General features: G+C 63.4%; 19 protein-coding genes. 11 read left to right on the top strand and 8 right to left on the bottom strand.

Features of this window, described 5'->3' with window-relative positions:
- The first annotated feature begins 173 nt into the window (after positions 1–173).
- From C3F36_RS20560 to C3F36_RS20550, 3 genes are all read left to right on the top strand, one after another.
- A complete protein-coding gene (locus C3F36_RS20560) occupies positions 174–1,817 on the top strand; it encodes a hypothetical protein (protein WP_104455822.1) in 1,644 nt (547 codons plus the stop codon).
- Between the two features lie 130 nt (positions 1,818–1,947).
- The gene (locus tag C3F36_RS20555) at positions 1,948–2,451 is read left to right on the top strand and encodes a M48 family metallopeptidase (RefSeq protein WP_010674483.1); all 504 of its coding nucleotides are present in this window, start codon (positions 1,948–1,950) and stop codon (positions 2,449–2,451) included.
- A gap of 20 nt (positions 2,452–2,471) precedes the next feature.
- Positions 2,472–3,284, top strand: a complete 813-nt coding sequence (locus tag C3F36_RS20550; protein ID WP_223952833.1) for a DUF2927 domain-containing protein — start codon at positions 2,472–2,474, stop codon at positions 3,282–3,284.
- 258 nt (positions 3,285–3,542) lie between these two features.
- Here C3F36_RS20550 and C3F36_RS20545 read toward each other — a convergent pair whose 3' ends face one another.
- Positions 3,543–3,797: a DinI family protein gene (locus C3F36_RS20545; protein ID WP_010674481.1), complete on the bottom strand. Its 255-nt coding sequence runs from the start codon at positions 3,795–3,797 to the stop codon at positions 3,543–3,545.
- 225 nt (positions 3,798–4,022) lie between these two features.
- On the opposite strand from C3F36_RS20545, the gene C3F36_RS20540 reads away from it, so the two are divergent.
- Both C3F36_RS20540 and ykgO read left to right on the top strand, forming a co-directional pair.
- Positions 4,023–4,292, top strand: coding sequence for a type B 50S ribosomal protein L31 (locus C3F36_RS20540; protein ID WP_010674480.1), 270 nt, complete (start codon positions 4,023–4,025; stop codon positions 4,290–4,292).
- Complete coding sequence (gene ykgO / locus C3F36_RS20535) at positions 4,289–4,414, top strand: type B 50S ribosomal protein L36 (protein ID WP_010674479.1); 126 nt, start codon at positions 4,289–4,291, stop codon at positions 4,412–4,414. Before C3F36_RS20540 ends, ykgO begins: the two co-directional genes overlap by 4 nt.
- 68 nt (positions 4,415–4,482) lie before the next feature.
- Here ykgO and araC read toward each other — a convergent pair whose 3' ends face one another.
- From araC to C3F36_RS20515, 4 genes are all read right to left on the bottom strand, one after another.
- The gene (gene araC, locus C3F36_RS20530; RefSeq protein WP_104455821.1) at positions 4,483–5,394 is read right to left on the bottom strand and encodes an arabinose operon transcriptional regulator AraC; all 912 of its coding nucleotides are present in this window, start codon (positions 5,392–5,394) and stop codon (positions 4,483–4,485) included.
- Between the two features lie 132 nt (positions 5,395–5,526).
- A complete protein-coding gene (gene araH, locus C3F36_RS20525; protein WP_010674477.1) occupies positions 5,527–6,528 on the bottom strand; it encodes an L-arabinose ABC transporter permease AraH in 1,002 nt (333 codons plus the stop codon).
- 48 nt (positions 6,529–6,576) lie between these two features.
- Positions 6,577–8,073, bottom strand: coding sequence for an L-arabinose ABC transporter ATP-binding protein AraG (araG, locus tag C3F36_RS20520; RefSeq protein ID WP_104455820.1), 1,497 nt, complete (start codon positions 8,071–8,073; stop codon positions 6,577–6,579).
- Between the two features lie 66 nt (positions 8,074–8,139).
- Positions 8,140–9,123: an arabinose ABC transporter substrate-binding protein gene (locus C3F36_RS20515; RefSeq protein WP_010674475.1), complete on the bottom strand. Its 984-nt coding sequence runs from the start codon at positions 9,121–9,123 to the stop codon at positions 8,140–8,142.
- Positions 9,124–9,483: 360 nt separating this feature from the next.
- Here C3F36_RS20515 and C3F36_RS20510 point away from each other — a divergent pair, with 360 nt between their 5' ends.
- The 3 genes from C3F36_RS20510 to araA are packed head-to-tail and all read left to right on the top strand — an operon-like array spanning position 9,484 to position 13,369.
- On the top strand, positions 9,484–11,160 hold the full coding sequence (locus C3F36_RS20510) for a ribulokinase (protein ID WP_010674474.1): 1,677 nt from the start codon (positions 9,484–9,486) through the stop codon (positions 11,158–11,160).
- Positions 11,157–11,855, top strand: coding sequence for an L-ribulose-5-phosphate 4-epimerase (locus C3F36_RS20505; RefSeq protein ID WP_010674473.1), 699 nt, complete (start codon positions 11,157–11,159; stop codon positions 11,853–11,855). Before C3F36_RS20510 ends, C3F36_RS20505 begins: the two co-directional genes overlap by 4 nt.
- A gap of 14 nt (positions 11,856–11,869) precedes the next feature.
- The gene (gene araA / locus C3F36_RS20500) at positions 11,870–13,369 is read left to right on the top strand and encodes an L-arabinose isomerase (protein ID WP_104455819.1); all 1,500 of its coding nucleotides are present in this window, start codon (positions 11,870–11,872) and stop codon (positions 13,367–13,369) included.
- Positions 13,370–13,440: 71 nt separating this feature from the next.
- Here the strand turns inward: araA and C3F36_RS20495 are convergent, their stop codons facing one another.
- Positions 13,441–14,331 carry a LysR family transcriptional regulator gene (locus tag C3F36_RS20495; RefSeq protein WP_010674471.1) on the bottom strand — a complete coding sequence of 297 codons (891 nt, stop codon included), beginning with the start codon at positions 14,329–14,331 and terminating at the stop codon, positions 13,441–13,443.
- A 115-nt stretch (positions 14,332–14,446) separates the two neighbouring features.
- Here C3F36_RS20495 and C3F36_RS20490 point away from each other — a divergent pair, with 115 nt between their 5' ends.
- Genes C3F36_RS20490 through C3F36_RS20480 form a run of 3 tightly spaced genes read left to right on the top strand, consistent with a single transcriptional unit; the run spans position 14,447 to position 17,246 of the window.
- On the top strand, positions 14,447–15,598 hold the full coding sequence (locus C3F36_RS20490) for a methionine aminotransferase (RefSeq protein WP_104455818.1): 1,152 nt from the start codon (positions 14,447–14,449) through the stop codon (positions 15,596–15,598).
- An 8-nt stretch (positions 15,599–15,606) separates the two neighbouring features.
- Entirely contained in the window at positions 15,607–16,422 is an 816-nt protein-coding gene (locus C3F36_RS20485; RefSeq protein WP_041215919.1) for a carbon-nitrogen hydrolase family protein, read from the top strand.
- A 53-nt stretch (positions 16,423–16,475) separates the two neighbouring features.
- Entirely contained in the window at positions 16,476–17,246 is a 771-nt protein-coding gene (locus C3F36_RS20480; protein WP_010674468.1) for an ABC transporter substrate-binding protein, read from the top strand.
- A gap of 92 nt (positions 17,247–17,338) precedes the next feature.
- On the opposite strand, the gene C3F36_RS20475 is transcribed toward C3F36_RS20480, so the two are convergent.
- On the bottom strand, positions 17,339–18,052 hold the full coding sequence (locus C3F36_RS20475) for an AcvB/VirJ family lysyl-phosphatidylglycerol hydrolase (RefSeq protein ID WP_104455817.1): 714 nt from the start codon (positions 18,050–18,052) through the stop codon (positions 17,339–17,341).
- 10 nt (positions 18,053–18,062) lie between these two features.
- Positions 18,063–20,627 carry a bifunctional lysylphosphatidylglycerol flippase/synthetase MprF gene (gene mprF / locus C3F36_RS20470; RefSeq protein WP_104455816.1) on the bottom strand — a complete coding sequence of 855 codons (2,565 nt, stop codon included), beginning with the start codon at positions 20,625–20,627 and terminating at the stop codon, positions 18,063–18,065.
- Positions 20,628–20,783 lie beyond the last annotated feature (156 nt).

Genomic DNA, 20,783 nt, shown 5'->3' with positions numbered 1-20,783 from the left:
GCCCGACTGCGCCAGCCCTGTCTTGTGATGGGGCCTGCCACTGCAGCCAGAGGCGTGAAAACGATACTTTTACGAATTATTTCAGGTGCCTACACTTCTTCCATTGCATCGTGCAGCCCGGCTCGGCAAGATAAGCCCGCTTTTTCAGTCTTTCCCGCAGGAACAGGTCACCCATGAATCATGCCATCCGCTTTACCCCGCACCGCCACAATCCCGGGATCAGGCCGTCGGTTATCTTGCTCACCGCCCTGATGGCTCTGCTGTTCTGTCTGCGCAATCCGCTGTTCCACGGCATGGCCCCGGGATTTGATGCCTCCCTGTTTGCGGTGATGGGCAAGATGTGGAGCGAGGGGGGCGTACTCTATCGGGACATGATCGACATCAAGGGTCCCATGGTCTTCGCCCTCGATGCACTGGGCTATGGCCTTGGTGGCTTCTTCGGGATCTGGCTGCTGGAGTGGGTGCTCTGCTGGCTGGGCCTCATGGCGAGCTGGCAGGCTTTTTCGCAGCTCGGGCTCTCGGTGCGGGCGCGACTTGGCAGCATGCTGGCCCTGCTGGCGCTCTACAGCACTCGCTACTACTACGGCAACATGACAGAGGACTGGACATTCCATCTGGCCCTCATCGCCCAGTGGGCTTTCATCACCTTGCTGCTGGACAAGCGATTCAGCTGGGGACCGGCCCTGGTCGCCGCACTCACCTTCGCCATCGTGGCCTGGATGCGCACCAACAACGGCGCCTTCTGGGGGGCCTGGTATCTGGTGCTCTTCTGTCACTGGTGCCTGCGCGAGCAGTGGCGCTGCGCCTTTGCCCTGCTCTTTTCCAGCCTGCTTGGACTGGCTCTCGTCGGCGGCCCGCTCTATGCCTACTTCCAGCACCACGACGTGCTGGCAGAGTTCAAATACTACGCCTTCGGCATCTTCTTTGAAGGGAGCTACGGCAACGGCTTCTCTCCTGAGGTGGGCGCCGTCGGTCTGCTGCGCACCGGCCTCATCATGCTGCTGCCCGCCTTCCTCGTCCTGATGCTCGGGCGCCGCCAGGAGTGGTATCTCCCCGCGCTGTGCGCCACCCTGCTGGGGGTGCTGTTCACCCTGATCGCCAACTCGGTCTCCGGCCATGTGTTCGATCACTATGATGTGCTCTATCTGCAGCTTGGCCTGCTGCCGCTCGCCTGCCTGCTGGACAGAAGCGAGCAGCGATCCGATGCCCTGGGGCTACTTTGCATCTCCCTGGTGGTGCTGACCGCCAGCTGGTTGCTGGCCCAGCAGCTCGGTTACGGCTGGAGCACCAAGGAGTGGTCTCTGGAGCGGGTGCGCGAGGTGCTCGGCAACAGCCTGCTGTGGGCCTTGCCCGTGCTCATTCTGGTCCCGCTCTGGCGCGCCTGGGACGTGCGAAGCGCCACCCCCTGGCTCGCCTCGCTGGCCATGCTGGTACTGCTGGTCAACAACGCCTGGGAAGGCAATCTCAAGGGCAGGCCGTTCAATCCACCCGCCCAGGTCAGGGTCGATCGTATCCTGGCCGAGACGACCCCCACCGACAAGATCTGGGTCGATGGCATCCAGCCGCAATACTACCTCTGGACCGATCGCCAGCCGGCCTCCGCCTATCTGTTCTTTGCCAACGTCAACCCGCCCTACGATGTGCGCGAGCGGGTGCTGGCTGACATCCAGCGCCAACACCCCAAATTCATCATCGCCAAACCGGAGCGGGTGGCACAGGAGCTCAAGACTCCGACCTCCCCCTCCCACCTTGCCTTCTACCAGTATCTGACAGACCAGTATGAAGAGGTGGATCCGGGCCTGTACCGGCGCCGCTAATCAGGCACACAGAAGGGGCCATCCTGGTGATGGCCCCTTTTCGTTGCCGTCATAAAGAGGGGGCCGACCATGTTCAAGGCGCCCCATCCTGACTACAATGGCGCTCTTTTTCGCGGCAGAGGAAAGAATCATGGCGGAGCTGACTTATCTGGGGGGCTATCCGGAGCCACTCAAGGCTCAGGTACAGCAGTTGATTGCGGCGGGCAAACTCGGCGAGATGCTGGCCAAACGCTACCCGCAAACCCACCTCGTCCAGAGCGACAAGGCGCTGCTCGCCTATACCATGGAGCTGAAGAACCGCTACCTGAAAAGCTCCGCGCCGCTTTCCAAGGTGATCTTCGACGGCAAGATCAACGTGATCAAGGATGCCCTGGGACTGCACACCTATGTCAGCCGGGTGCAAGGCAGCAAGCTCAAGGCCAAGAACGAGATCCGTATCGCCGCCCTGTTCAAGGAGGCCCATCCCGCCTTTCTCAAGATGATAGTGGTGCATGAGCTGGCCCACCTGAAGGAGAAGGATCACAACAAGGCTTTCTACCAGCTCTGCCAGCACATGGAACCGGACTATCATCAACTGGAGTTCGATCTCAGGCTCTGGCTCACCTGGCGTGATATCGAGCGTACCGCCCGCTGATCCCCTTGCAAGGAGGCAAGATGCGCCCATGGCACACACCTCTCCAGCCCGTTCGCCATGGGCACTGGTTGCTCCCGGGGCTGATGCTCTGGCTCTTCTCACTGCCGTTGTCGGCCACCGAACGCTGGCAGCGTGATGACTACCTTGTCCAGAGCTTCATGGAAATCGCCATGAAACGGGAGTATGGCCATGAACAACAGGAGCACTTCTCCCGCTGGCCGGGCCCTGTTCGTCTCAAGCTCGTCAACGAATTCGGCGACAAGCCGCTGCAGGCCGAGGTCGTCAAGGTACAGACCCGTCACCTGAGCAGGATCACCGGTCACCCCATCGAGATTGTCAGCGACAACCCCAATCTCACCCTCATCATGACCCGGCACAAACAGATGGCGAGCTGGGCTGCGCGCACCATGCGCCAGGACGAGTCGGTGCGCATCGCCCTCAAGGAGGGGATTTGCCTGGCCAATTTCGCCACCAACGCTCGCTACGAGATCACCCGTGCCACCATCATCATTCCGGTGGATTACAGCCGGGCAAAGGGCCGTTTTCTGGATTGCGTAGTGGAAGAGTTGAGCCAGGTGATGGGGCTGCCCAACGACTCGGACAAGGTGTTCCCCTCCATCTTCAATGACAGCAGCATCGACAGCTTTCTGACCGGGCTCGATTACGTGTTGCTCAGGCTTGCCTACCACCCGGCATTGCAACCGGGCATGACGGCGGACGAGGTACGCGCGGCGCTCCCCACCGCCCTCAAGGCACTACGTGCCAATGGCGACATCGCACAGGCCACCCAACGGGTGCAGGTCGACAGCCTCAAGCGTTGGGCGGGACTCTGAACGCAGCCAGAGACATTACTCTTTCGCCTTTCGCCTTTCGCCTTTCGCCTTTCGCCTTTCGCCTTTCGCCTTTCGCCTTTCGCCTTTCGCCTTTCGCCTTCATGGTCATGCGCTTACCCCATCAACACAACACGCAGCCCATGGCTGCGTGTTTTGAAGAGCGGTTCGGCAAAGCCGGTACAGGGATCATCACCCGACTGGAGGTTCCTCCTCGCGCCCTGGCAGATCACGACGATGCTTGCCGCTGAGAGCTTATCTTCAGGCCTCCAGAGCCTCTTCTTCCGGCATCCAGCTATCGGCGTTTTCCCACACCTCCTGCACCATGGCTTCGGCCAGCTCCTTGTCTTCCTTGCTGGCGCGACTGACCGTCAGAGCCATGGCACTACCCGGTGCCACCCGCACATGCAGATCGGGAAAGCGCTCACCCAGTTGCTTGAGCAGCTCCTGGCGCAAGGCCTCCATGGTCGAGGTGGGGATCTGGTGTTTTCTGTCGATGATGATTTCCAGGCGCATAAGGTACGTCTCCATGATAGTTTACTGTATTTTTATACAGTACTTTTAAAAAGTAAAGATGGTGGCTGCACATAGGCCCTCACCGCTCACACCTTCTCGCTGACGATGTGCAGCCGAACGGCCCCGATTTTCCCCCATCGCTGTCATCATGGAAAAAACAGTTGATATTGATTCTCATCCATCGCATTATCCATCTCTTGTTATAACATAACAAAAGAGGCAATCATGCGCCCCCATATTCACCCTGAATACCGCAAGGTTCTGTTCCGCGATCTCGCCAGCAATACCTACTTTCTGATCGGCTCCACGCTGGCCACCGATCGCACCAGAGAGTGGGAAGATGGCAACACCTACCCCTATGTGACGCTGGATGTCTCCAGCGCGTCCCACCCCTTCTATACCGGCAAACAGAAGCAGGTCGGCAAGGAAGGTCAGGTCGCTCGCTTCGGCCAGCGATTCGGTCAGTTCTTCAGCAAAGGAAAAGAGAAACAATGAAAGTCCTCGCCTCCCTGAAATCCGCCAAGTCGCGTCACCCGGACTGCCAGATCGTGCGTCGGCGCGGCAAGTTGTTCGTCATCTGCAAGAGCAATCCCAGGTTCAAGGCTCGTCAGGGCTGATTGCGCATCCGCCCCTCATGGATAACAAAAGCCCTCGTCATGAGGGCTTTGTCATCTCTGGGCTCTGCTCACAGCGGGGTGGCGCACTTGCGGTACTCGGTGGGGCTGACCCCTACCCGCTTTCGGAACACCCGCGAGAAGTAGAGCTGATCGTCATAGCCCACCTGCTGGCCTATGGTGGCGACCGACAGCGGCGTGGTCTGCAGCAGCAGCTTGGCCCGCATGATGCGCTGATCCTCACGCCAGCGCACTATGCTCACCCCCACCTGCTCGCGAAACAGGTGCGCGAGGCGCGAGGGGGACAAGAACACCTGCTCCGCCAGCGCTTCCACCGAGATCTCAGCCGAGAGGGACTCGCTCAGGAGCTGGCACGCCTCGTGGACCCGGTGATCGATGGCTGGATAGGCATTCTGGGACGATGCCTCGTAGCAGCGGATGAGCAACCGCTCCAAGAGGTTCATGGCCAGTTGCTCCGACATGGGCCGCAGCTGCTTGTGGGTCTCCTCGATGTCGAGGAAGAGGGCGTCGAATTCGGTGAGCAGCTGGTTGTCCGCCAGTTGCAGTCGCCCCACCTGCTCCGTCACCTGGGGCCACTTGAGCCAGTCAGCCCAATAGGCCCGCGGCCGGAAATAGACCCAGCGGTGATACCACTCTCGGGCATCCGGCGCCCGGCCGTAATGGTGCACCGCCGCTGGTGGAAAGAGCAGCAGGTCGCCGGGTTCCACGGTGAAGGCCTTGTCCCCCTGAAAGATCTGTCCCTTGCCCTTGATGGTCAGATTGACGATGAACCCCTTCATGCCGTGGGGCCTGTCGATGGTGAAATCCAGCGCGCTCCCCTGCTCGATGGGAGTCATCCCCGAGACCAGGAAGACGTCGAAGGCGTAGCCAGGCAGCAGGGGATTGAGTTGTTTCGGCTTCTCTTTTTGCATCGAGGACATGGCGGAAAACAGGGTTTCGGTAAAAAAGTCGACATGGGCCATTGTAGAGATCCGGCGTAGGAACCCCCTATGTTCGCAAGCTGTTCGTTGTGAAATTGTTGAACTGGCTCACAGCTTGCCGGGGAAAACACCGGGCCGACGCGAGGCCGGCCCGGTGACGAGGAAACACATCGCTCAGATACGGGCTTTGCGCACCTGCTTGTAGCGGTCGAACAGCACGGCGGCGAGCAGGATGAGGCCACGCACCACGTACTGGGCAAACGGGGAGATGTTGAGCAGGTTCATGGCGTTCTCCATCAGCCCCAGGATCAGCACCCCGGCGATGATGTAGGAGATCTTGCCGATCCCCCCCTTCATTGAGACCCCACCCAGCACGCAGGCGGAGATCACCACCAGCTCGAAGCCGATGGAGGTCATGGGCTGACCCGAGGTCATGCGGGATGCGAGGATGATGCCGGCGAGCGAGGCGATGAGCCCGGTCATGGTGAAGATGATGATCTTGGTGCGCACCACGTTGACCCCGGCCAGACGTGCCGCCTCCTCGTTACCCCCCATGGCCAGGGTATTGCGCCCGAAGGTGGTCTTGTTGAGCAGCAGACCGAACAACACGAAGCAGACCGCCGTCAGCCAGATGGGCGTCGGGATGCCGAGCAGGGCGGAGTTGCCAAGCTCGAAGAAGCCCTCCTCCACGATGCCCACTGCCTTGCCGTCGGAAATGATGTATCCCACCCCGCGCGCCATCTGCATGGTGGCAAGGGTGGTGATGAGGGCGTTGATCTTGAATTTGGCAACGACGATACCGTTGATGAGGCCAAAGACAAGGCCCACCGAGAGACCGGCCAGAATGCCGAGGGGGATGCTCTCGGTGGCGTTGATGCCCACCGCACAGGCAACCCCGGAGCAGGCCACCACTGAGCCCACCGACATGTCGAACTCGCCGGAGGCGAGGCAGAACAGCATGCCGCAGGCCACCATGCCCGACATGGAGACGGCAAGCCCGAGCCCCCGCATGTTGATAAGGCTTGCGAAGTTGGGGACCAGCACGCAGGCGAGCAGGAACAGGATGGCGAAGATCACCAGCATGCCGTACTGATCCCAGATGCGGGTCAGTTGCAGGCGGGTACCGCTCGCCGCGGTGTCGTTGGCGGCTTGGCCGACCGAGGTCGTTGTTGTCATGGTATTTCTCCTGAAAATTCCGGGTGCTATCTCGTTGCGGTCAGCAGATCAACGGGCCGGCATGGCCAGATTGAGCGCCTTGACCTCGTTGGCCTCGTCATGGGAAAGCTCTCCGGCGATCTCCCCCTCCCGCATGACCAGGATCCGATCCGCGATGCCCAGCACCTCCGGCAGCTCGCTCGAGACCACCACCACGGCAATGCCCACCTTGGCCAGATCGTAAATCACGTTGTAAATCTCGTTCTTCGCCCCGACGTCGATGCCCCGGGTCGGTTCATCGAGCAGGATCACTTTCATGTCTTCCGACAGCCAACGCCCCAGAATGGCCTTCTGCTGGTTGCCGCCGGAGAGGTTCATGATGGCCTGCTGGGGAGACGGGGTCTTGACCCGCATGTCGCGGATCCGCAGCCTCGCGTTCTCGTCTTCCCACTGCTGGTTGATCCAGAAGCCTCCCCACGCGTGGTGGCGGCGGGCGCTGATGTTGATGTTCTCCTGCACCGAATGGATGGGGATGATGCCAAGCGCCTTCCTGTCTTCGGTGCAGAGCATGATGCCGCTGCGAATGGCGTCGATGGGGCTCTGAATGACCACCTGTTTGCCAAACACCGCTATCTCGCCCCCTCGAGGTGTCTCGGCGCCGAAGATAAGCTTCATCAGCTCGCTGCGCCCGGCCCCCACCAGCCCGAAGATGCCGAGGATCTCCCCGCGTTTCACCTCGAGCGACACCGGCGCCTTGAGGCCGGGCCCCATCAGGTGCTCCACCTTGAGGCCCGTCTCACCAAGCGGCCTTGGGCTGTAGCCATAAATGTCGGTCAGCTCGCGCCCCACCATGGTCTTGACCAGCAGATCCCGGTCCACCTCGGCCATGGAGGCGAAGGTGCGCACGAACTGGCCATCCTTGAACACCGTGATGGCATCGCACAGGGCGAAGATCTCGTCCATGCGATGGGAGACGTAGAGAATGACCTTGCCCTCATCCCGCAACTGGCGGATGACCCGAAACAGCTGCTCAATCTCGCGGGACGACAGGCTGCTGGTCGGCTCGTCGAAGGCGATGATGCTGGCGTCCCGGGTCAGGGCCTTGGCGATCTCCACCATCTGCCACTGACCCAGGGACAGGTACTTGAGCGGCGTCTCGGGGGAGACGTCCATGCCGAGGCGTGCCAGCTGCCTGGCCGCATCCTGATAGAGCTTCTCCCGATCGATGACGCCGCGCCGGGTCGGCAACTGCCCCAGGTAGATGTTCTCCGCCACGCTCATTTCAGGGACCAGGTGCAGCTCCTGATAGATGATGGCGATCCCGCTCTCAAGGGCATCGACCGTGTTTTGGAACACTTTCTCCTGACCCGCCAGCTTCACCACCCCGCGGGTGGGCGCCTGAAAACCGCTCAGGATCTTGAGCAGGGTGGACTTGCCGGCCCCGTTCTCTCCCATCAGCGCGTGTACCGTGCCCTGCTGGCAGGCGAAGGAGACGTTCTGCAGCGCCTTGACGCCGGGAAACTCCTTGCTGATGCCGCAAAACTCCAGATATGGAACTTGATTCATGAGATGACTCCAGCCAGCCGGCACGGCGCACTCCGCCATGCCGGCATGGGTATCAAGGGATGGGGATCACAGCCCTTTCTTTTGCAGCTCGGCCTTGAAGTTGTCGCGGGTGATGAGTACCACGTCGGTCACCTCGGTGAACTTGGCAGGCTCGGCGCCGTTGACGACCCAGTCATGGAGCATCTGGATGCTCTTGTAGCCGTGTACGTCCGGGCTGGGCAGCAGGGAGCCGAGGAAGCCGGTGGCGCTGGACTTGGAGAGCTCGTTCACCGCATCCACCCCGTTGATACCGATGCCGATGACGTTCTCCGCCTTGAAGCCCTGCCCTTCGGTAGCGCGCACGCCGCCGAGCACGGTGTTGTCATTCATGCCGACGATGAGCCAGTTCTTGACCTCGGGGTGTTGCACCAGCATGGAGTTGGCGGCATCCAGCGCCCCCGGAATGTCGTTGCTCTTGGTGGGCGCGCGGAAGATCTGGCCCTCGGGGAAACCGGCGGCCTTGAGCGCGCCTAGGGAGCCCTCGACCCGGCGACGGGCGGTGTCGAGCTCGTCGGCGGTGATGGCGAGCACCCCGGTCGCCTTTACGTCCCACTGGCGCTTTTGCATCTCCTTGTAGAGCTCCTGACCCTGACGCTCGCCAATCTTGGTGGCGGCCATCATCACCAGGGGCACTTGCTCCATGGGCTGGCCCTTGGCGTTGACGAACTGGTCATCCACCGTGATGACCTTCAGATCCATGCTGTTGGCCTTGGCCATGATGGCGGCACCGAGTTTGGGATCAGGGGTACAGATGACGAAGCCCTTGGCGCCATTCGCCGCCAGACTGTCGATGGCATTGAGGGTCTTCTCCCCGTCGGGGACGGCTATCTTGATCACCTCGAAGCCCAGTTCCTTGCCCGCCTTGTCGGCGAAGTTCCACTCGGTCTGGAACCAGGGCTCCTCGGGCTGCTTGACCAGGTAGCCCAGCTTCAGCGCTTCGGCCGAGAAAGCAGAATTTGCCATACCAAGGGCGAACCCCATCGCGATCATGCCTTTAACGATTTTGTTCATGCGAATGTCTCCAACGGTTCTATCAATCCATGTATCCACGCAGTGCTGCTCGTTGAGTCAATCAAGTCGCAGCCATATAAAAACATGCTTAAACAGGACGTTATTGTTGTTGCTGATTGAGCGAACCAAGTTGTAATCGTTTTCACAATTAAAAATGGAGAGCAGGATCACGCCATGAGATTGCAGCCATTTCGTCTATATAATTAGCAATTTCGTCACATATTGAATTTTAGAGAGCCGTCACCCTGTCGCACTGACAGCGTTAAAATCCATATTTCCAGCAGCCAATGGCTAACCGCCCCTCCTGCCCATCTCCTATGGTTCCCCCCAGTCACCCCTCATTGATGGTCAGGAGCACTTATGTCTGAGCACATCGTCATCGGACTCGATTTCGGCAGCGACTCGGTCAGGGCACTCGCCGTGCGCTGCCAGGACGGCGCCGAGCTGGCGACCCATGTCGTCTATTACCCGCGCTGGCAGGCAGGCCACTACTGCCAACCGGTCAACAACCAGTTCCGCCACCACCCCCTCGACTATCTGGAGTCCATGGAGCAGGCAGTGGTGGCGGTGGTGAGCCAGCTCACGCCGAGTCAGCGCACCGCCGTGCGCGGCATCGGGGTGGACAGCACCGGCTCCACCCCCGCCCCCATCGACAGAGAGGGGCGCGTGCTGGCCCTGCGTCCGGAGTTTGCCGACAACCCCAACGCCATGTTCGTGCTGTGGAAGGATCACACCGCCATCGAGGAGGCGGAGGCCATCACCGCCCTGTGCCACGGCGGCCAGTTCCCCGACTACAGCCGCTACATCGGCGGCATTTACTCCTCCGAGTGGTTCTGGGCCAAGATCCTGCACGTCTCCCGCGCCGATGCCGCCGTGCGCGCCGCCGCCTGCAACTGGGTCGAGCTGTGTGACTGGGTCCCCGCCGTCCTGAGCGGCACCCAGGCCCCGGCCACCCTCAAGCGCGGGCGCTGTGCCGCCGGCCACAAGTCCCTCTGGCACCCGAGCTGGGGCGGCCTGCCCCCCGCCGACTTCCTCAATGCCCTGGATCCCCTGCTGACGGAGGATCTCGACTTCCCCCTCTTTACCGGCAGCTGGACCGCCGATCTCCCGGTCGGCACTCTGACCCCGGAGTGGGCGGAGCGGCTGCACCTCTCCTGCGAGGTGGTGATCGCCGGCGGCGCCTTTGACTGCCACATGGGGGCGGTGGGAGCCGGGGCCGGCAACAATGCGCTGGTGAAGGTGATAGGCACCTCCACCTGCGACATCCTGATCGCAGATGAGGCCACCATAGGTGATCGGGCCATTGCCGGGATCTGCGGCCAGGTAGACGGCAGCGTGGTGCCGGGCATGGTGGGGCTGGAGGCAGGACAGTCCGCGTTCGGTGACATCTATGCCTGGTATCAGCGCCAGCTCGGCTGGCCCCTGGACAGCCTCGCCGCCCAGTATCCGGAGCTTCGCACCGCCATCGAGCGCCACAAGCAGGCCCTGTTACCCAGCCTCGCCGCCGCCTGGGATCAGCAGCGCGACCTGGCGCACCTGCCGGTGGTGCTCGACTGGTTCAACGGCCGGCGCACCCCCTATGCCAACCAGCGCCTGCAGGGCACCCTCACGGGGATCAACCTCGGCACCGATGCCCCCGATCTCTTCGGTGCCCTGGTGGCCTCCACCGCCTTCGGTGCCCGCAGCATCATGGAGTGCATGACCAGTCAGCAGGTGCCGGTGGAGCAGGTGATCGCCCTTGGCGGCATCGCCCGCAAGTCCACCACCGTGATGCAGACCTGCGCCGACGTGATGAACAGGCCTATCCAGGTGGTGGCCTCGGATCAGTGCTGCGCCCTGGGGGCGGCCATCTTTGCCGCCGTGGCGGCCGGGATCCACGCCGATGTGGCCAAGGCCCAGCACCACATGGCGAGCGCCGTGGAGCGCACCCACCAGCCACACCCCGAGCGGGTCGCCGAGTATGAACGCCTCTACCAGCGCTACCTCGCCTGGGGCGCCGCCGCCGAACCGCTCTACAACCGGGGGGTGCCGGCATGAACCTCAAGACCCTCAAGGATCAGGTGCTCGCCGCCAATCTGGATCTGCCGCGCCATGGCCTGGTGACCTTCACCTGGGGCAACGTGAGCGGCATCGACCGAGAGCGCAATCTGGTGGTGATAAAGCCAAGCGGCGTCAGCTATGAGCGGATGCGGGTCGAGGACATGGTGGTGCTGGATCTGGCGGGCAAGCAGGTGGAGGGGGACCTTCGCCCCTCCTCCGACACCGCCACCCACCTGGTGCTCTATCGCGCCTATCCGGAGCTTGGCGGCGTGGTGCACACCCACTCCACCCATGCCACCGCCTGGGCCCAGGCGGGGCGTCCCATCCCCATTTTCGGCACCACCCAGGCCGACTACTTCCACGGCGAGATCCCCTGCTCCCGCCTGCTCACCCCGGGCGAAGTGGAGGAGGATTACGAGGGGCTGACCGGTCATCTCATCGTCGAAACCCTCAAGCAGACCCCCATCCTCACCATGCCGGGGGTGCTGGTGGCCAACCACGGCCCCTTCAGCTGGGGCAAGAGCGCCGAGGATGCAGTGCACAACGCCGTGGTGCTGGAAGAGGTGGCCCGCATGGCCTGGCTCACCGGCCAGATCAACCCGGGGGCCCGCCCCCTGCCCGATTACCTGCTGGAGAAACACTACCAGCGCAAGCATGGCAAACACGCCTATTACGGCCAGACAAAAGCCTAAAAGAGGACAAACTCATGGAATTGATGAAACAGCTGGAAGTGTGGTTCCTGGTCGGCAGCCAGCACCTGTATGGCGCCACCACATTGAAGCAGGTGGCCGATCACGCCCATACCATCACCAACCAGCTCAACGAGGGGGCGAACCTGCCCCTCAAGATAGTGCTCAAACCCACCGGCACCACCCTCGATGAAATCAGCGCGGTGGCCCGGGATGCCAACCACGACCAGCGCTGCGCCGGGCTCATGGTGTGGATGCACACCTTCTCCCCCGCCAAGATGTGGATCCCGGCGCTGAGCCAGTTGCAAAAGCCCCTTTTGCAGTTCCACACCCAGTTCAACCGGGATCTCCCCTGGAGCGAGATCGACATGGACTTCATGAACCTGAACCAGACCGCCCACGGCGGACGCGAATTCGGCTTCATGGGGGCCCGCCTGCGGCTGCCGCGCACCGTGGTGGTGGGTCACTGGCAGGATGAAGAGGCAAGACAGAAGATTGGCAACTGGATGCGCATCGCCGCCGCCATCCACGACAGCCGCCACCTAAAGATCGCCCGCTTTGGCGACAACATGCGCAACGTGGCGGTCACCGAGGGCGACAAGATTGAGGCCCAGATCCAGTTCGGCTATCAGGTGAACTACCACCCGGTCGGCGATCTGGTCAAGGTGATCGACGCCGTGCCCGAGAGCGACATCGAGGCGCTGCTGGCCGAGTATGAGGCGACCTACACCCTGACCGAGGCGGTGCAGGCGGGCGGGGGGCTTCGTGCCTCCCTGTATGAGGCGGCGCGCCAGGAGCTGGGGATGAAGAAGTTCCTCACCGACGGTGGTTTTGGCGCTTTCACCACCACCTTCGAAGATCTCTATGGTCTGCACCAGCTGCCGGGCCTCGCCTGCCAGCGCCTGATGGAGCAAGGCTTCGGTTTTGGGGCAGAAGGGGACTGGAAGACCGCGGCCCTCTTGCGCACCCTGAAAGTGATGGGATATGGCCTTGTGGGGGGCGCCTCCTTCATGGAGGACTACACCTACCATCTGGAAGCGGGCAACAACCTGGTGCTGGGGGCCCACATGCTGGAAGTCTGCCCCTCCATCGCCGCAGGCAAACCCGTGCTGGACGCCCAGCACTTAGGCATAGGCAAGAAGGCCGATCCGGCCCGCCTGCTGTTCGCGGCCCCGGCGGGCAAGGCGGTCAACGCCAGCCTCATCGATCTCGGCAACCGCTTCCGCCTGGTGGTCAATCAGCTGGAGGTGGTGGACCTGCCAGAGGCCATGCCGAAACTCCCGGTGGCCAGCGCCCTGTGGAAACCCCTGCCGGACCTGCAGACCAGCGCCGAGGCCTGGATCCTGGCGGGCGCCGCCCACCACTCGGTGTTCACCCAGGCGGTGGACATCGAGCAGCTGCGCACCTTCGCCGACATCATGGGTATCGAGTTTGTGGTCATCGACGAGCACACCCGCATCCCCGCGCTCAAGGAGCAACTGCGCTGGAACGAGGTCTACTACAAGATCTGCCACTGACCCTTTAATCGGCCAGCGGCCATCACCATGACAACAGCCCCGCCCGCGGGGCTGTTTCATTTCGCGTCCCCTCAGGGATGACCCTCCCCCTCCAGCAGCCAGTGACAGACTCGCTGTACCCCGTGGCGCTGGCTGTCGGGCCGGGCGATCAGGGCGTATTCGTGATCCGTCTCCAGCACGGGGGCGAAGGGAGCGACCAGGGCGCCGCTCTCCAGCTCCTCGGCCACTATGGTGGGATCCCCGAGAGAGAGGCCAAACCCCTGCAAGGCGGCATTCATCGCCAAGTCCAGGGTATCGAACAGCTGCCCCCCCTGGGGCTGCCAGGGGATGTCGAGGAAGGCGGCAAACCAGTTGCGCCAGTCCCGCCTATCGGCGCTGGCATGGATGAGGGGCAGCAGGGGCAGCTCGTTCAGGTCGCGCTCGAACAGACGATGCTTGGCAGCAAACGCCGGGGCGCAGACCGGGGTCAGCCGTTCCCGAAACAGGGGCTGGCTGTGGGGATAGCGCCCCAGGCAGGGCTGGTAGACGATGGCGAGATCGAAGGGCTCCCGGGAGAAGTCGATGCCATGGCTGTGGCTGCCACGCACCTCCACCGCCTCCCCCTCGAACGCCTGCAACCGCCGCAGCAGCCAGCGGCTGGCGCAGGAGGGCACCTTGATGCTGATCGCCTGTTCGTGGGGCAGGGTCTGCAAGGCGCTGAGCCCCTCCCCCATGCGGGCCAGCCCTTCACGAACGAAAGGCAGCAGCCGCTCGGCGGCGGGGGTCAAGGTGAGACAACGGGTGCCGCGCACGAACAGCAGGTGGCCCAGGCGCGCCTCCAGCTGGGCGATCTGCTTGCTCACCGCCCCCTGGCTCACGCACAGCTCGTCGGCAGCCAGGGTAAAGCTCAGGTGGCGGGCAGAACACTCGAAGACCTGCAGGCCATAGAGAGGCAACTGAGTACGCGGCTGGGTAGACAACATGACAAGCCTCCATGCTTGAGAAAAACTCATGCGTACCATGCCGAATAATCCGTTGTCCGGCAAGCCTTGGGGGGGCTAAAAAGGGACCTCTTTCACACACGCAGGTGACGGCCCCATGTCCATCCCCCAGGTTTCCAGCAAACTGCCCCAGGTGGGCACCACCATCTTCACCGTGATCGGGGATCTGGCCGCCCGCCACCCCAGCATCAACCTCTCCCAGGGGGCGCCGAGCTTCCCCTGCGATCCCGAGCTCATCCGGGTGACCCACGAGGCCATGCTGGCCGGTGAAAACCAGTACGCCCCCATGACGGGGCTGCCTGCCCTGCGCGAACAACTGGTGGCCAAGATTGCAGCCAGCTACGGCCATCACTATGACGCGGGCGACGAGATCACCATCACCGCCAGCGCCAGCGAAGCCCTGTTCTGCGCCATCACCGCCCTGGTTCACCCCGGCGACGAGGTGATCATGTTCGAGCCGGCCTTCGACAGCTACCGCCCCATGATCCAGTTGCAGGGAGCCACCCCTGTGGTGATCGCCCTCAAGGCCCCCAATTTCGCCATCCCCTGGGACGAGGTGGCCGCCCGCATCACCCCCCGCACCCGCATGATAGTGCTCAACACCCCCCACAACCCCACCGGCACCGTCTGGCAGGCAGGGGATCAGGAGCGCCTCGCCCGCCTGGTGCGCGGCACCGACATCCTGATCCTCTCGGACGAGGTGTACGAGCACGTGGTGTTCGACGGCGCCCTGCACCAGAGCGTCATCCGCTATCCGGAGCTGGTGGAGCGCTCCGTCGCCGTCTTCTCCTTCGGCAAAACCTTCCACGTCACCGGCTGGCGGGTGGGCTACTGCGTGGCTCCCCGTCCCCTGATGGAGGAGATCCGCAAGGTGCACCAGTTCGCCATGTTCGCCGCCGACACCCCCATGCAGTACGGCTTCGCCCACCTGTTGCAGCAACCGGCCCACTATCAGGGGCTGGCAGCCTTCTACCAGCGCAAGCGTGACCTGCTCGCCTCGGCCCTGGCGGATTCGCGACTGACCCTGCTCCCCTCGGCGGGCAGCTTCTTCATGCTGGCGAGCTACGAGCGGGTAAGCGACGAGCCGGACAGCCTGTTCGTGCAGCGGCTCATCCGCGATCACGGGGTCGCCACCATTCCGGTCTCCGCCTTCTATCATGACGGCACGGATCAGCGGGTCATCCGCCTCTCCTTCTCCAAGGATGACGACACCCTGCTGGCGGGCGCCGAGCGCCTGTGCGCCGTCTAGGGGGCACCATGGATTCACTGCGCGTTGCCGTCCTCCAGATGGTCTCCGGGGATGACCTTGACCACAACCTGGCCCAGGCCGAAGCGCTGCTGCGTCAGGCCGCGGCCGAGGGGGCCGAGCTGGCCCTGCTGCCCGAATACTTCTACCTGATGCCGGTCGATGAGCGGGCGCGAGTGGCCCTGGCTGCCCCCGTTGACGATCACCCCCTGCTTGCCTGGGTACAGGGGCTGGCCCGGGAGCTCGGGCTCTGGATCCTGGCCGGCACATTGCCGCTTGCCAGCCACGAGCCCGGCAAGATGCACAACAGCAGCCTGCTCATCGACCCGCAAGGGCAGCTCGCAAGCCGCTACGACAAGCTGCACCTGTTTGGCTTTTGCACCGGGCAGGAGCAGTATGACGAGGCCGCGACCATGACCCCGGGCCGGGAGGTGGTGAGCCATCCCCTGCCCTGGGGCGTGCTGCGCCTCGGGATCTGCTACGACCTGCGCTTCCCGGAGCTGTTTCGCCTGGGGCCCGCCCCCGATTTCATCGCCCTGCCCGCGGCCTTCACCCACACCACCGGGCTCGCGCACTGGGCGCTGCTGCTGCGGGCACGTGCGGTAGAGAACCTGGCCTTCGTGTTCGCCAGTGCCCAGGGGGGACACCACCCCGGTGGGCGGCGCACCTTCGGCCACAGCATGATCATCGATCCCTGGGGCCGGATACTGGCCCAGGTAGAGGAGGGTCAGGGCCTGGCCATCGCCACCCTGGATCTGGCAGCACAGCGCACGGTGCGCAGCCAGTTGCCGGCCCTCACCCATCGCAAGATAGCCGTCGGCCCTTGAGGCCGGCACCCTTTAGCACGCTAGGAATGACACCACACTTCAAGGGACTGACCATGAAACTCAACACACTGATGATGCTGATGGCCCTGGCCACCGCCGGCCAGGCCGCCGCCAAACCCCTGGTGATCGCCACCGATGCCACCTATCCCCCCTTCGAAATGGTCGACAGCAGCGGCAAGCTCGGCGGCTTCGAGGTCGATCTGGCCTATGCCCTGTGCGCGGCCATGAAGACCGAGTGCGAGGTGATCAACCAGCCCTGGGATGCCCTGCTGCCCGGCCTGCAGGTGCGCAAGTACGACGCCATCATGTCCTCCATGAACATCACGGACGAGCGGCGCCAGAAAGTGGACTTCAGCCAGGTCTACTACATGATGCAGAACCGCTTCGTGGGGCGCAGCGACAAGGCCGCCGACTTTGCAGACGATCCGGCCCACTTCAAGGGCAAAGTGATCGCGGTGCAGGAGGGCACTCCCCAGGACAACTTCGTCACCGCCCGCTATGGCGAGGTGGCCAAGATCAAGCGCTACGTCAACGCCCAGTCTCCCATGCTGGATCTGCAGTCCGGCCGCGCCGACTACACCTTCGGCAACATGGTGCAGTTGAAGGTGGGCTTCCTCGACAAGGAGATGGGCAAGCAGTTCGCCTTCGTCGGTCCCCAGTTCAACGGCACCCAGGACAAGATCCTGGGAGAAGGGGTGGCGGTGGCCCTTCGCAAGCACGATGACAAGCTCAAGGCCCGCTTCGATGCCGCCATCGAGAGTGTCAAGGCCGACGGCACCTTCAACACCCTGCTCAAGAAGTACCAGCTCGAAGATCTGCTTTGATCCCGGCATGCCGGCCCCCTGGACAGTTGCAAGGGGCCACGGCAACAGGGCGGCCATTGGCCGCCCTGTGTCGTTTTCCCGGTCTCTCGCCGTTATTGGGCCAGACCCAGGTGCACGGCAATCTGCTGATACAGGGTCTGGTAGTTGTCGTCGAAGTGGTGGGAGCCCGGCAGGGTCACCGTCGTCACGTTCGGCTGCTGCAAGCGCGGACAGAGTTTGACCGGGGAGTCGTCCTCCGCCCCCTGCACGCAGAGCAGCGGCAGACTCTGAATGCGTGTCACCTCCGGCAGGGTGGGATAGCGGCCCCCCTTGTCGTGCACCACCATGTCGCTGACGTGGATCTCGAAATCCGACGCCGTCGAGGGGGAGAGCATCACGGCCCCCGCCAGGCTGTCGCGATAGGCTGGCGGCAGACGATTGATGACGAAGGGCACTATCTCGGCACCAAAGGAGAAACCCACCAGCAACCAGCGCTGGCGCCCCCAACGGGACTGGTACTCGGTGAGGATGCGCACCAGATCCGCCGTCGCCTGCTCCGGCGTCTTCTTCTTCCAGTAATAGGAGAGCGAGCTCCAACCCACCACCGGCATGCCGTGGGCCTGCAACTGGGCGCTGAGCCCCTTGTCCAGCGCCGCCCAGCCGCCATCCCCGCTCATGAAGACCACCATGGGGGCAGACGAGGCTTGCACCACCGGCAACTCCACCAGCCCCAGATCCGCGCCGACCCGCCCCGGCTGGGCGGCCACTGCCGGCAAGGTGAACGAAGAGACGAAACAGCAAATCAACAGCAACAACATGGCTCTCATGGGCCAACTCCTATTTCTTCATGAGCCCGAAGGGGCCGCGACTGATGAGGGAGACGAGGTGAGTCAGGGTGCGGGGCAGCACCAGATGACCGGTACAGAGCAGGTAGCGGGGCTCCCACCTTGGGCCGAACTTTTCCTTGTAACGCCGCAATCCCTGGAAGTTGTAGAAACGGCTGCCCCGGGTGAACAGGGTGTTGCCAAGGCGGGCCCAGTAACCGCCGAGGGGGTTGTCGTTGAAGCCCGACATGGGGGCCATCCCCAGGTTGAAGCTGGCATAACCCTCCTGCTTGCCCCACAGCAGGAGCTCGACAAACAGGAAATCCATGACGGGCGCCGCCCCCGTGTCCAGGCTGTAGCGCATCAGATCGATGGAGAGGCTCTCCTTGTTGTCGCTGGTCCAGAGGTTGGCAAACCCGACGATCTGCCCCTCCCGCCGCACCAGCGCCATCGGGTTGAGGGTGAGGTAGGCGGGATCGAAACTGCCCACGGAGAAGCCCTTCTCCCTGCCCTGCTTGCTGTGCAGCCAGCTGTCGGAGATCCCCTTCAACTCGGGCAGCAGGGGGGCAATCTCACCGGGAGCCACCACCTCGAAGCGCAGCCCTTCCCGCTTGCCCTTGGCGTGGCTCTGGCGCAGGTTGCGCAGGTTGCGCAGGCGACTGCCGGCGAGATCGAAGCTCGGCAGATCCACGATGGCCTCCTCCCCCAGCTTGAAGGGGATGAGCCCGAGATCCAGATAGACAGGCAGATATCGGGCCGACACCTGGTAGAAGACCGGGCTGACGTCGTGCTCGTCACAGCGCTCGCGAAACTGCCAGAGCAGCTCCTCCACGAGGGAGGGCTGGCCGACGGGATCCCCCATCACTATCCAGCTGCTGCCCTCGGCCCCGTACATGAGGAAGGCCTCGCCGCTGGGGTGGAACAGCAGGGACTTGTCCCCGAGCTGGGCCAGGTAGCCGTGGCCTCCCCCTGCCCGCATCACCAGCCCATGGGCACGGGAGAGCGCCTCGGCATCCGGCTTGCCGGCGGCCAGGCGCAAGGGGGCCAGCAGATGGGCCACCCCGACCACCGCCAGCACCCCGATGACGCTCCCCATGGCGCGCAGGGCACGGGAAGCGGCCCCGGGTCCGTGGGCCGAGACGTGCAGCCAGAGGGAAGGGTCGTACTCCACATGGCGGTAGGAGAAGAGCAGCAACCACAAGGCCCCCAGCAGCACGGCTCCCACCGACATCAGCCAGGAAGGGGTGAACCGGGCGTGAAGCAGGGAACCCTTGCGATAAAAGAGAGGGCGGCAGGGGGTGATGATGAGCAAGAAGCCCCCGAGCAGCAGGGCCGACTCCCAGTCAAACCCCTTGAATAGGGAGAACAGCATGCCAAGCCCCAGCAGCCACTGGGTGATCCTGAATGCCCCGTCATGACGGCGGTAGAGGCTGTGGGCCAGCAACAGCAGCAACACGCCGCTGACACTGCCGAGCACATGGGAGAGCTCCAGCAAGTGCAGGGGCAGCACCTCCAGGAAGGCTTCGATCCGCCCCCTCATGGTCGGGATCATCCCGGAGCAGAGCAGCAGGGTGCCCGCCGCGAAGGTACCCATGCTCACCAGGGCGGGCACAAACTCCCGGGTCGCCATCATCACCCCCTGCAGCCGATGCAGGCGGGCCCGCTGTTGCAGCAGCTCCTGACCTGCGAACAGCAGCAGGGCACAGAGGAAGGGCAGGAAGTAGTAGGCGCAGCGGTAGATAAGCAGGGAGGCGAGTAGCTTGTCCACCGGCAGATAGTGGGTGAGCAGCAGGCTCATGCTCGCCTCGAAGACCCCGATGCCCCCCGGCACATGGGCCAGCACCCCGAGCAGACTGGAGAGCACGAAGGCACTGAGCAGCACCGGATAGGGCACGCTGCCCGATGGCAGCAGCACATAGAGCACGGCGGCGGCGGCCATCCAGTCAAGCAGGGCGATGAGCAGTTGCAGCAGGCGGTATCTGATGCGCGGCAAGAACAGCGGGTGTCCGCGCCAGACCAGGGCAGCCCCCGGCCACACCAGATACGCCAGCACCGTCAGCAGGGCCAGGCCCCCCGCCAGTTGCAACAACCCGGTCGCCCAGCGGGGCCAGTCCACCAGCAGAGCCGCCCCCAGCCCCAGCAGCAGGGCGCTGCCCCCCCAGCCCAGCAGACCGAGGAAGAAGGTGATGGAGCAAAAGAGGATTACCCTGGCCACCTCCCCGGTGCCAAGCCCCAGGGAGGAGTAGAGCCGGTAGCGTACCGAGGAGCCGGTGAGCAGCGCAAAGCCCAGGGTGTTGGAGAAGGTGTAGGCGATGAAGGAGGTCATCCCCACCTGCTGCCAGGGCAGGCGTTTTTCCAGCACCTTCAGGGCCAGCAGATCATAGCAGCAGAGGCAGCCATAGCTGAGCAGGGTGAGCAGCAGGGCGCCCCCCAACTGCGGCGAGGGTTGTGACCAGATGGCCTGGCGGATGTCGTGCCAGTGCCACAGGTGGGTCAAATGATAGAGGACGGTCAAGGCCGCCCCCAGCAGCAGCAGGCTGCACAGGGGGCCTATCCAGATCAACAGCTGACGCCGCATTCAAGATTCCTGTCAAAAAGCGTGGAGAAAGAGAGCCTCCGAAAGCGGGCGGACAAGGCGCCCTCCCGGAGTGACTCCCCCACAGGCAGCGCGTGACGCCGCACGTTCACGGGGGCAATCCCATGATTTACCAGGCCCTGCCCGCTCGCCACTTTT

Source organism: Aeromonas sp. ASNIH2 (genome assembly GCF_002934795.1).
GTDB classification, from domain to species: domain Bacteria; phylum Pseudomonadota; class Gammaproteobacteria; order Enterobacterales; family Aeromonadaceae; genus Aeromonas; species Aeromonas caviae.
The sequence above is the reverse complement of the archived record's forward strand: the minus strand, read 5'-3'. Positions and strand labels throughout refer to the sequence as shown.

Coding starts and splice junctions, on each gene's coding strand:
- C3F36_RS20505 (WP_010674473.1), top strand. CDS start 11,157: ATGAACCTCAAGACCCTCAAGGATCAGGTGCTCGCCGCCAATCTGGAT.
- araA (WP_104455819.1), top strand. CDS start 11,870: ATGGAATTGATGAAACAGCTGGAAGTGTGGTTCCTGGTCGGCAGCCAG.
- araG (WP_104455820.1), bottom strand. CDS start 8,073: ATGAATCAAGTTCCATATCTGGAGTTTTGCGGCATCAGCAAGGAGTTT.
- C3F36_RS20485 (WP_041215919.1), top strand. CDS start 15,607: ATGGATTCACTGCGCGTTGCCGTCCTCCAGATGGTCTCCGGGGATGAC.
- C3F36_RS20480 (WP_010674468.1), top strand. CDS start 16,476: ATGAAACTCAACACACTGATGATGCTGATGGCCCTGGCCACCGCCGGC.
- C3F36_RS20490 (WP_104455818.1), top strand. CDS start 14,447: ATGTCCATCCCCCAGGTTTCCAGCAAACTGCCCCAGGTGGGCACCACC.
- C3F36_RS20560 (WP_104455822.1), top strand. CDS start 174: ATGAATCATGCCATCCGCTTTACCCCGCACCGCCACAATCCCGGGATC.
- C3F36_RS20550 (WP_223952833.1), top strand. CDS start 2,472: ATGCGCCCATGGCACACACCTCTCCAGCCCGTTCGCCATGGGCACTGG.
- C3F36_RS20545 (WP_010674481.1), bottom strand. CDS start 3,797: ATGCGCCTGGAAATCATCATCGACAGAAAACACCAGATCCCCACCTCG.
- araH (WP_010674477.1), bottom strand. CDS start 6,528: ATGACAACAACGACCTCGGTCGGCCAAGCCGCCAACGACACCGCGGCG.
- araC (WP_104455821.1), bottom strand. CDS start 5,394: ATGGCCCATGTCGACTTTTTTACCGAAACCCTGTTTTCCGCCATGTCC.
- C3F36_RS20515 (WP_010674475.1), bottom strand. CDS start 9,123: ATGAACAAAATCGTTAAAGGCATGATCGCGATGGGGTTCGCCCTTGGT.
- mprF (WP_104455816.1), bottom strand. CDS start 20,627: ATGCGGCGTCAGCTGTTGATCTGGATAGGCCCCCTGTGCAGCCTGCTG.
- ykgO (WP_010674479.1), top strand. CDS start 4,289: ATGAAAGTCCTCGCCTCCCTGAAATCCGCCAAGTCGCGTCACCCGGAC.
- C3F36_RS20495 (WP_010674471.1), bottom strand. CDS start 14,331: ATGTTGTCTACCCAGCCGCGTACTCAGTTGCCTCTCTATGGCCTGCAG.
- C3F36_RS20475 (WP_104455817.1), bottom strand. CDS start 18,052: ATGAGAGCCATGTTGTTGCTGTTGATTTGCTGTTTCGTCTCTTCGTTC.
- C3F36_RS20555 (WP_010674483.1), top strand. CDS start 1,948: ATGGCGGAGCTGACTTATCTGGGGGGCTATCCGGAGCCACTCAAGGCT.
- C3F36_RS20540 (WP_010674480.1), top strand. CDS start 4,023: ATGCGCCCCCATATTCACCCTGAATACCGCAAGGTTCTGTTCCGCGAT.
- C3F36_RS20510 (WP_010674474.1), top strand. CDS start 9,484: ATGTCTGAGCACATCGTCATCGGACTCGATTTCGGCAGCGACTCGGTC.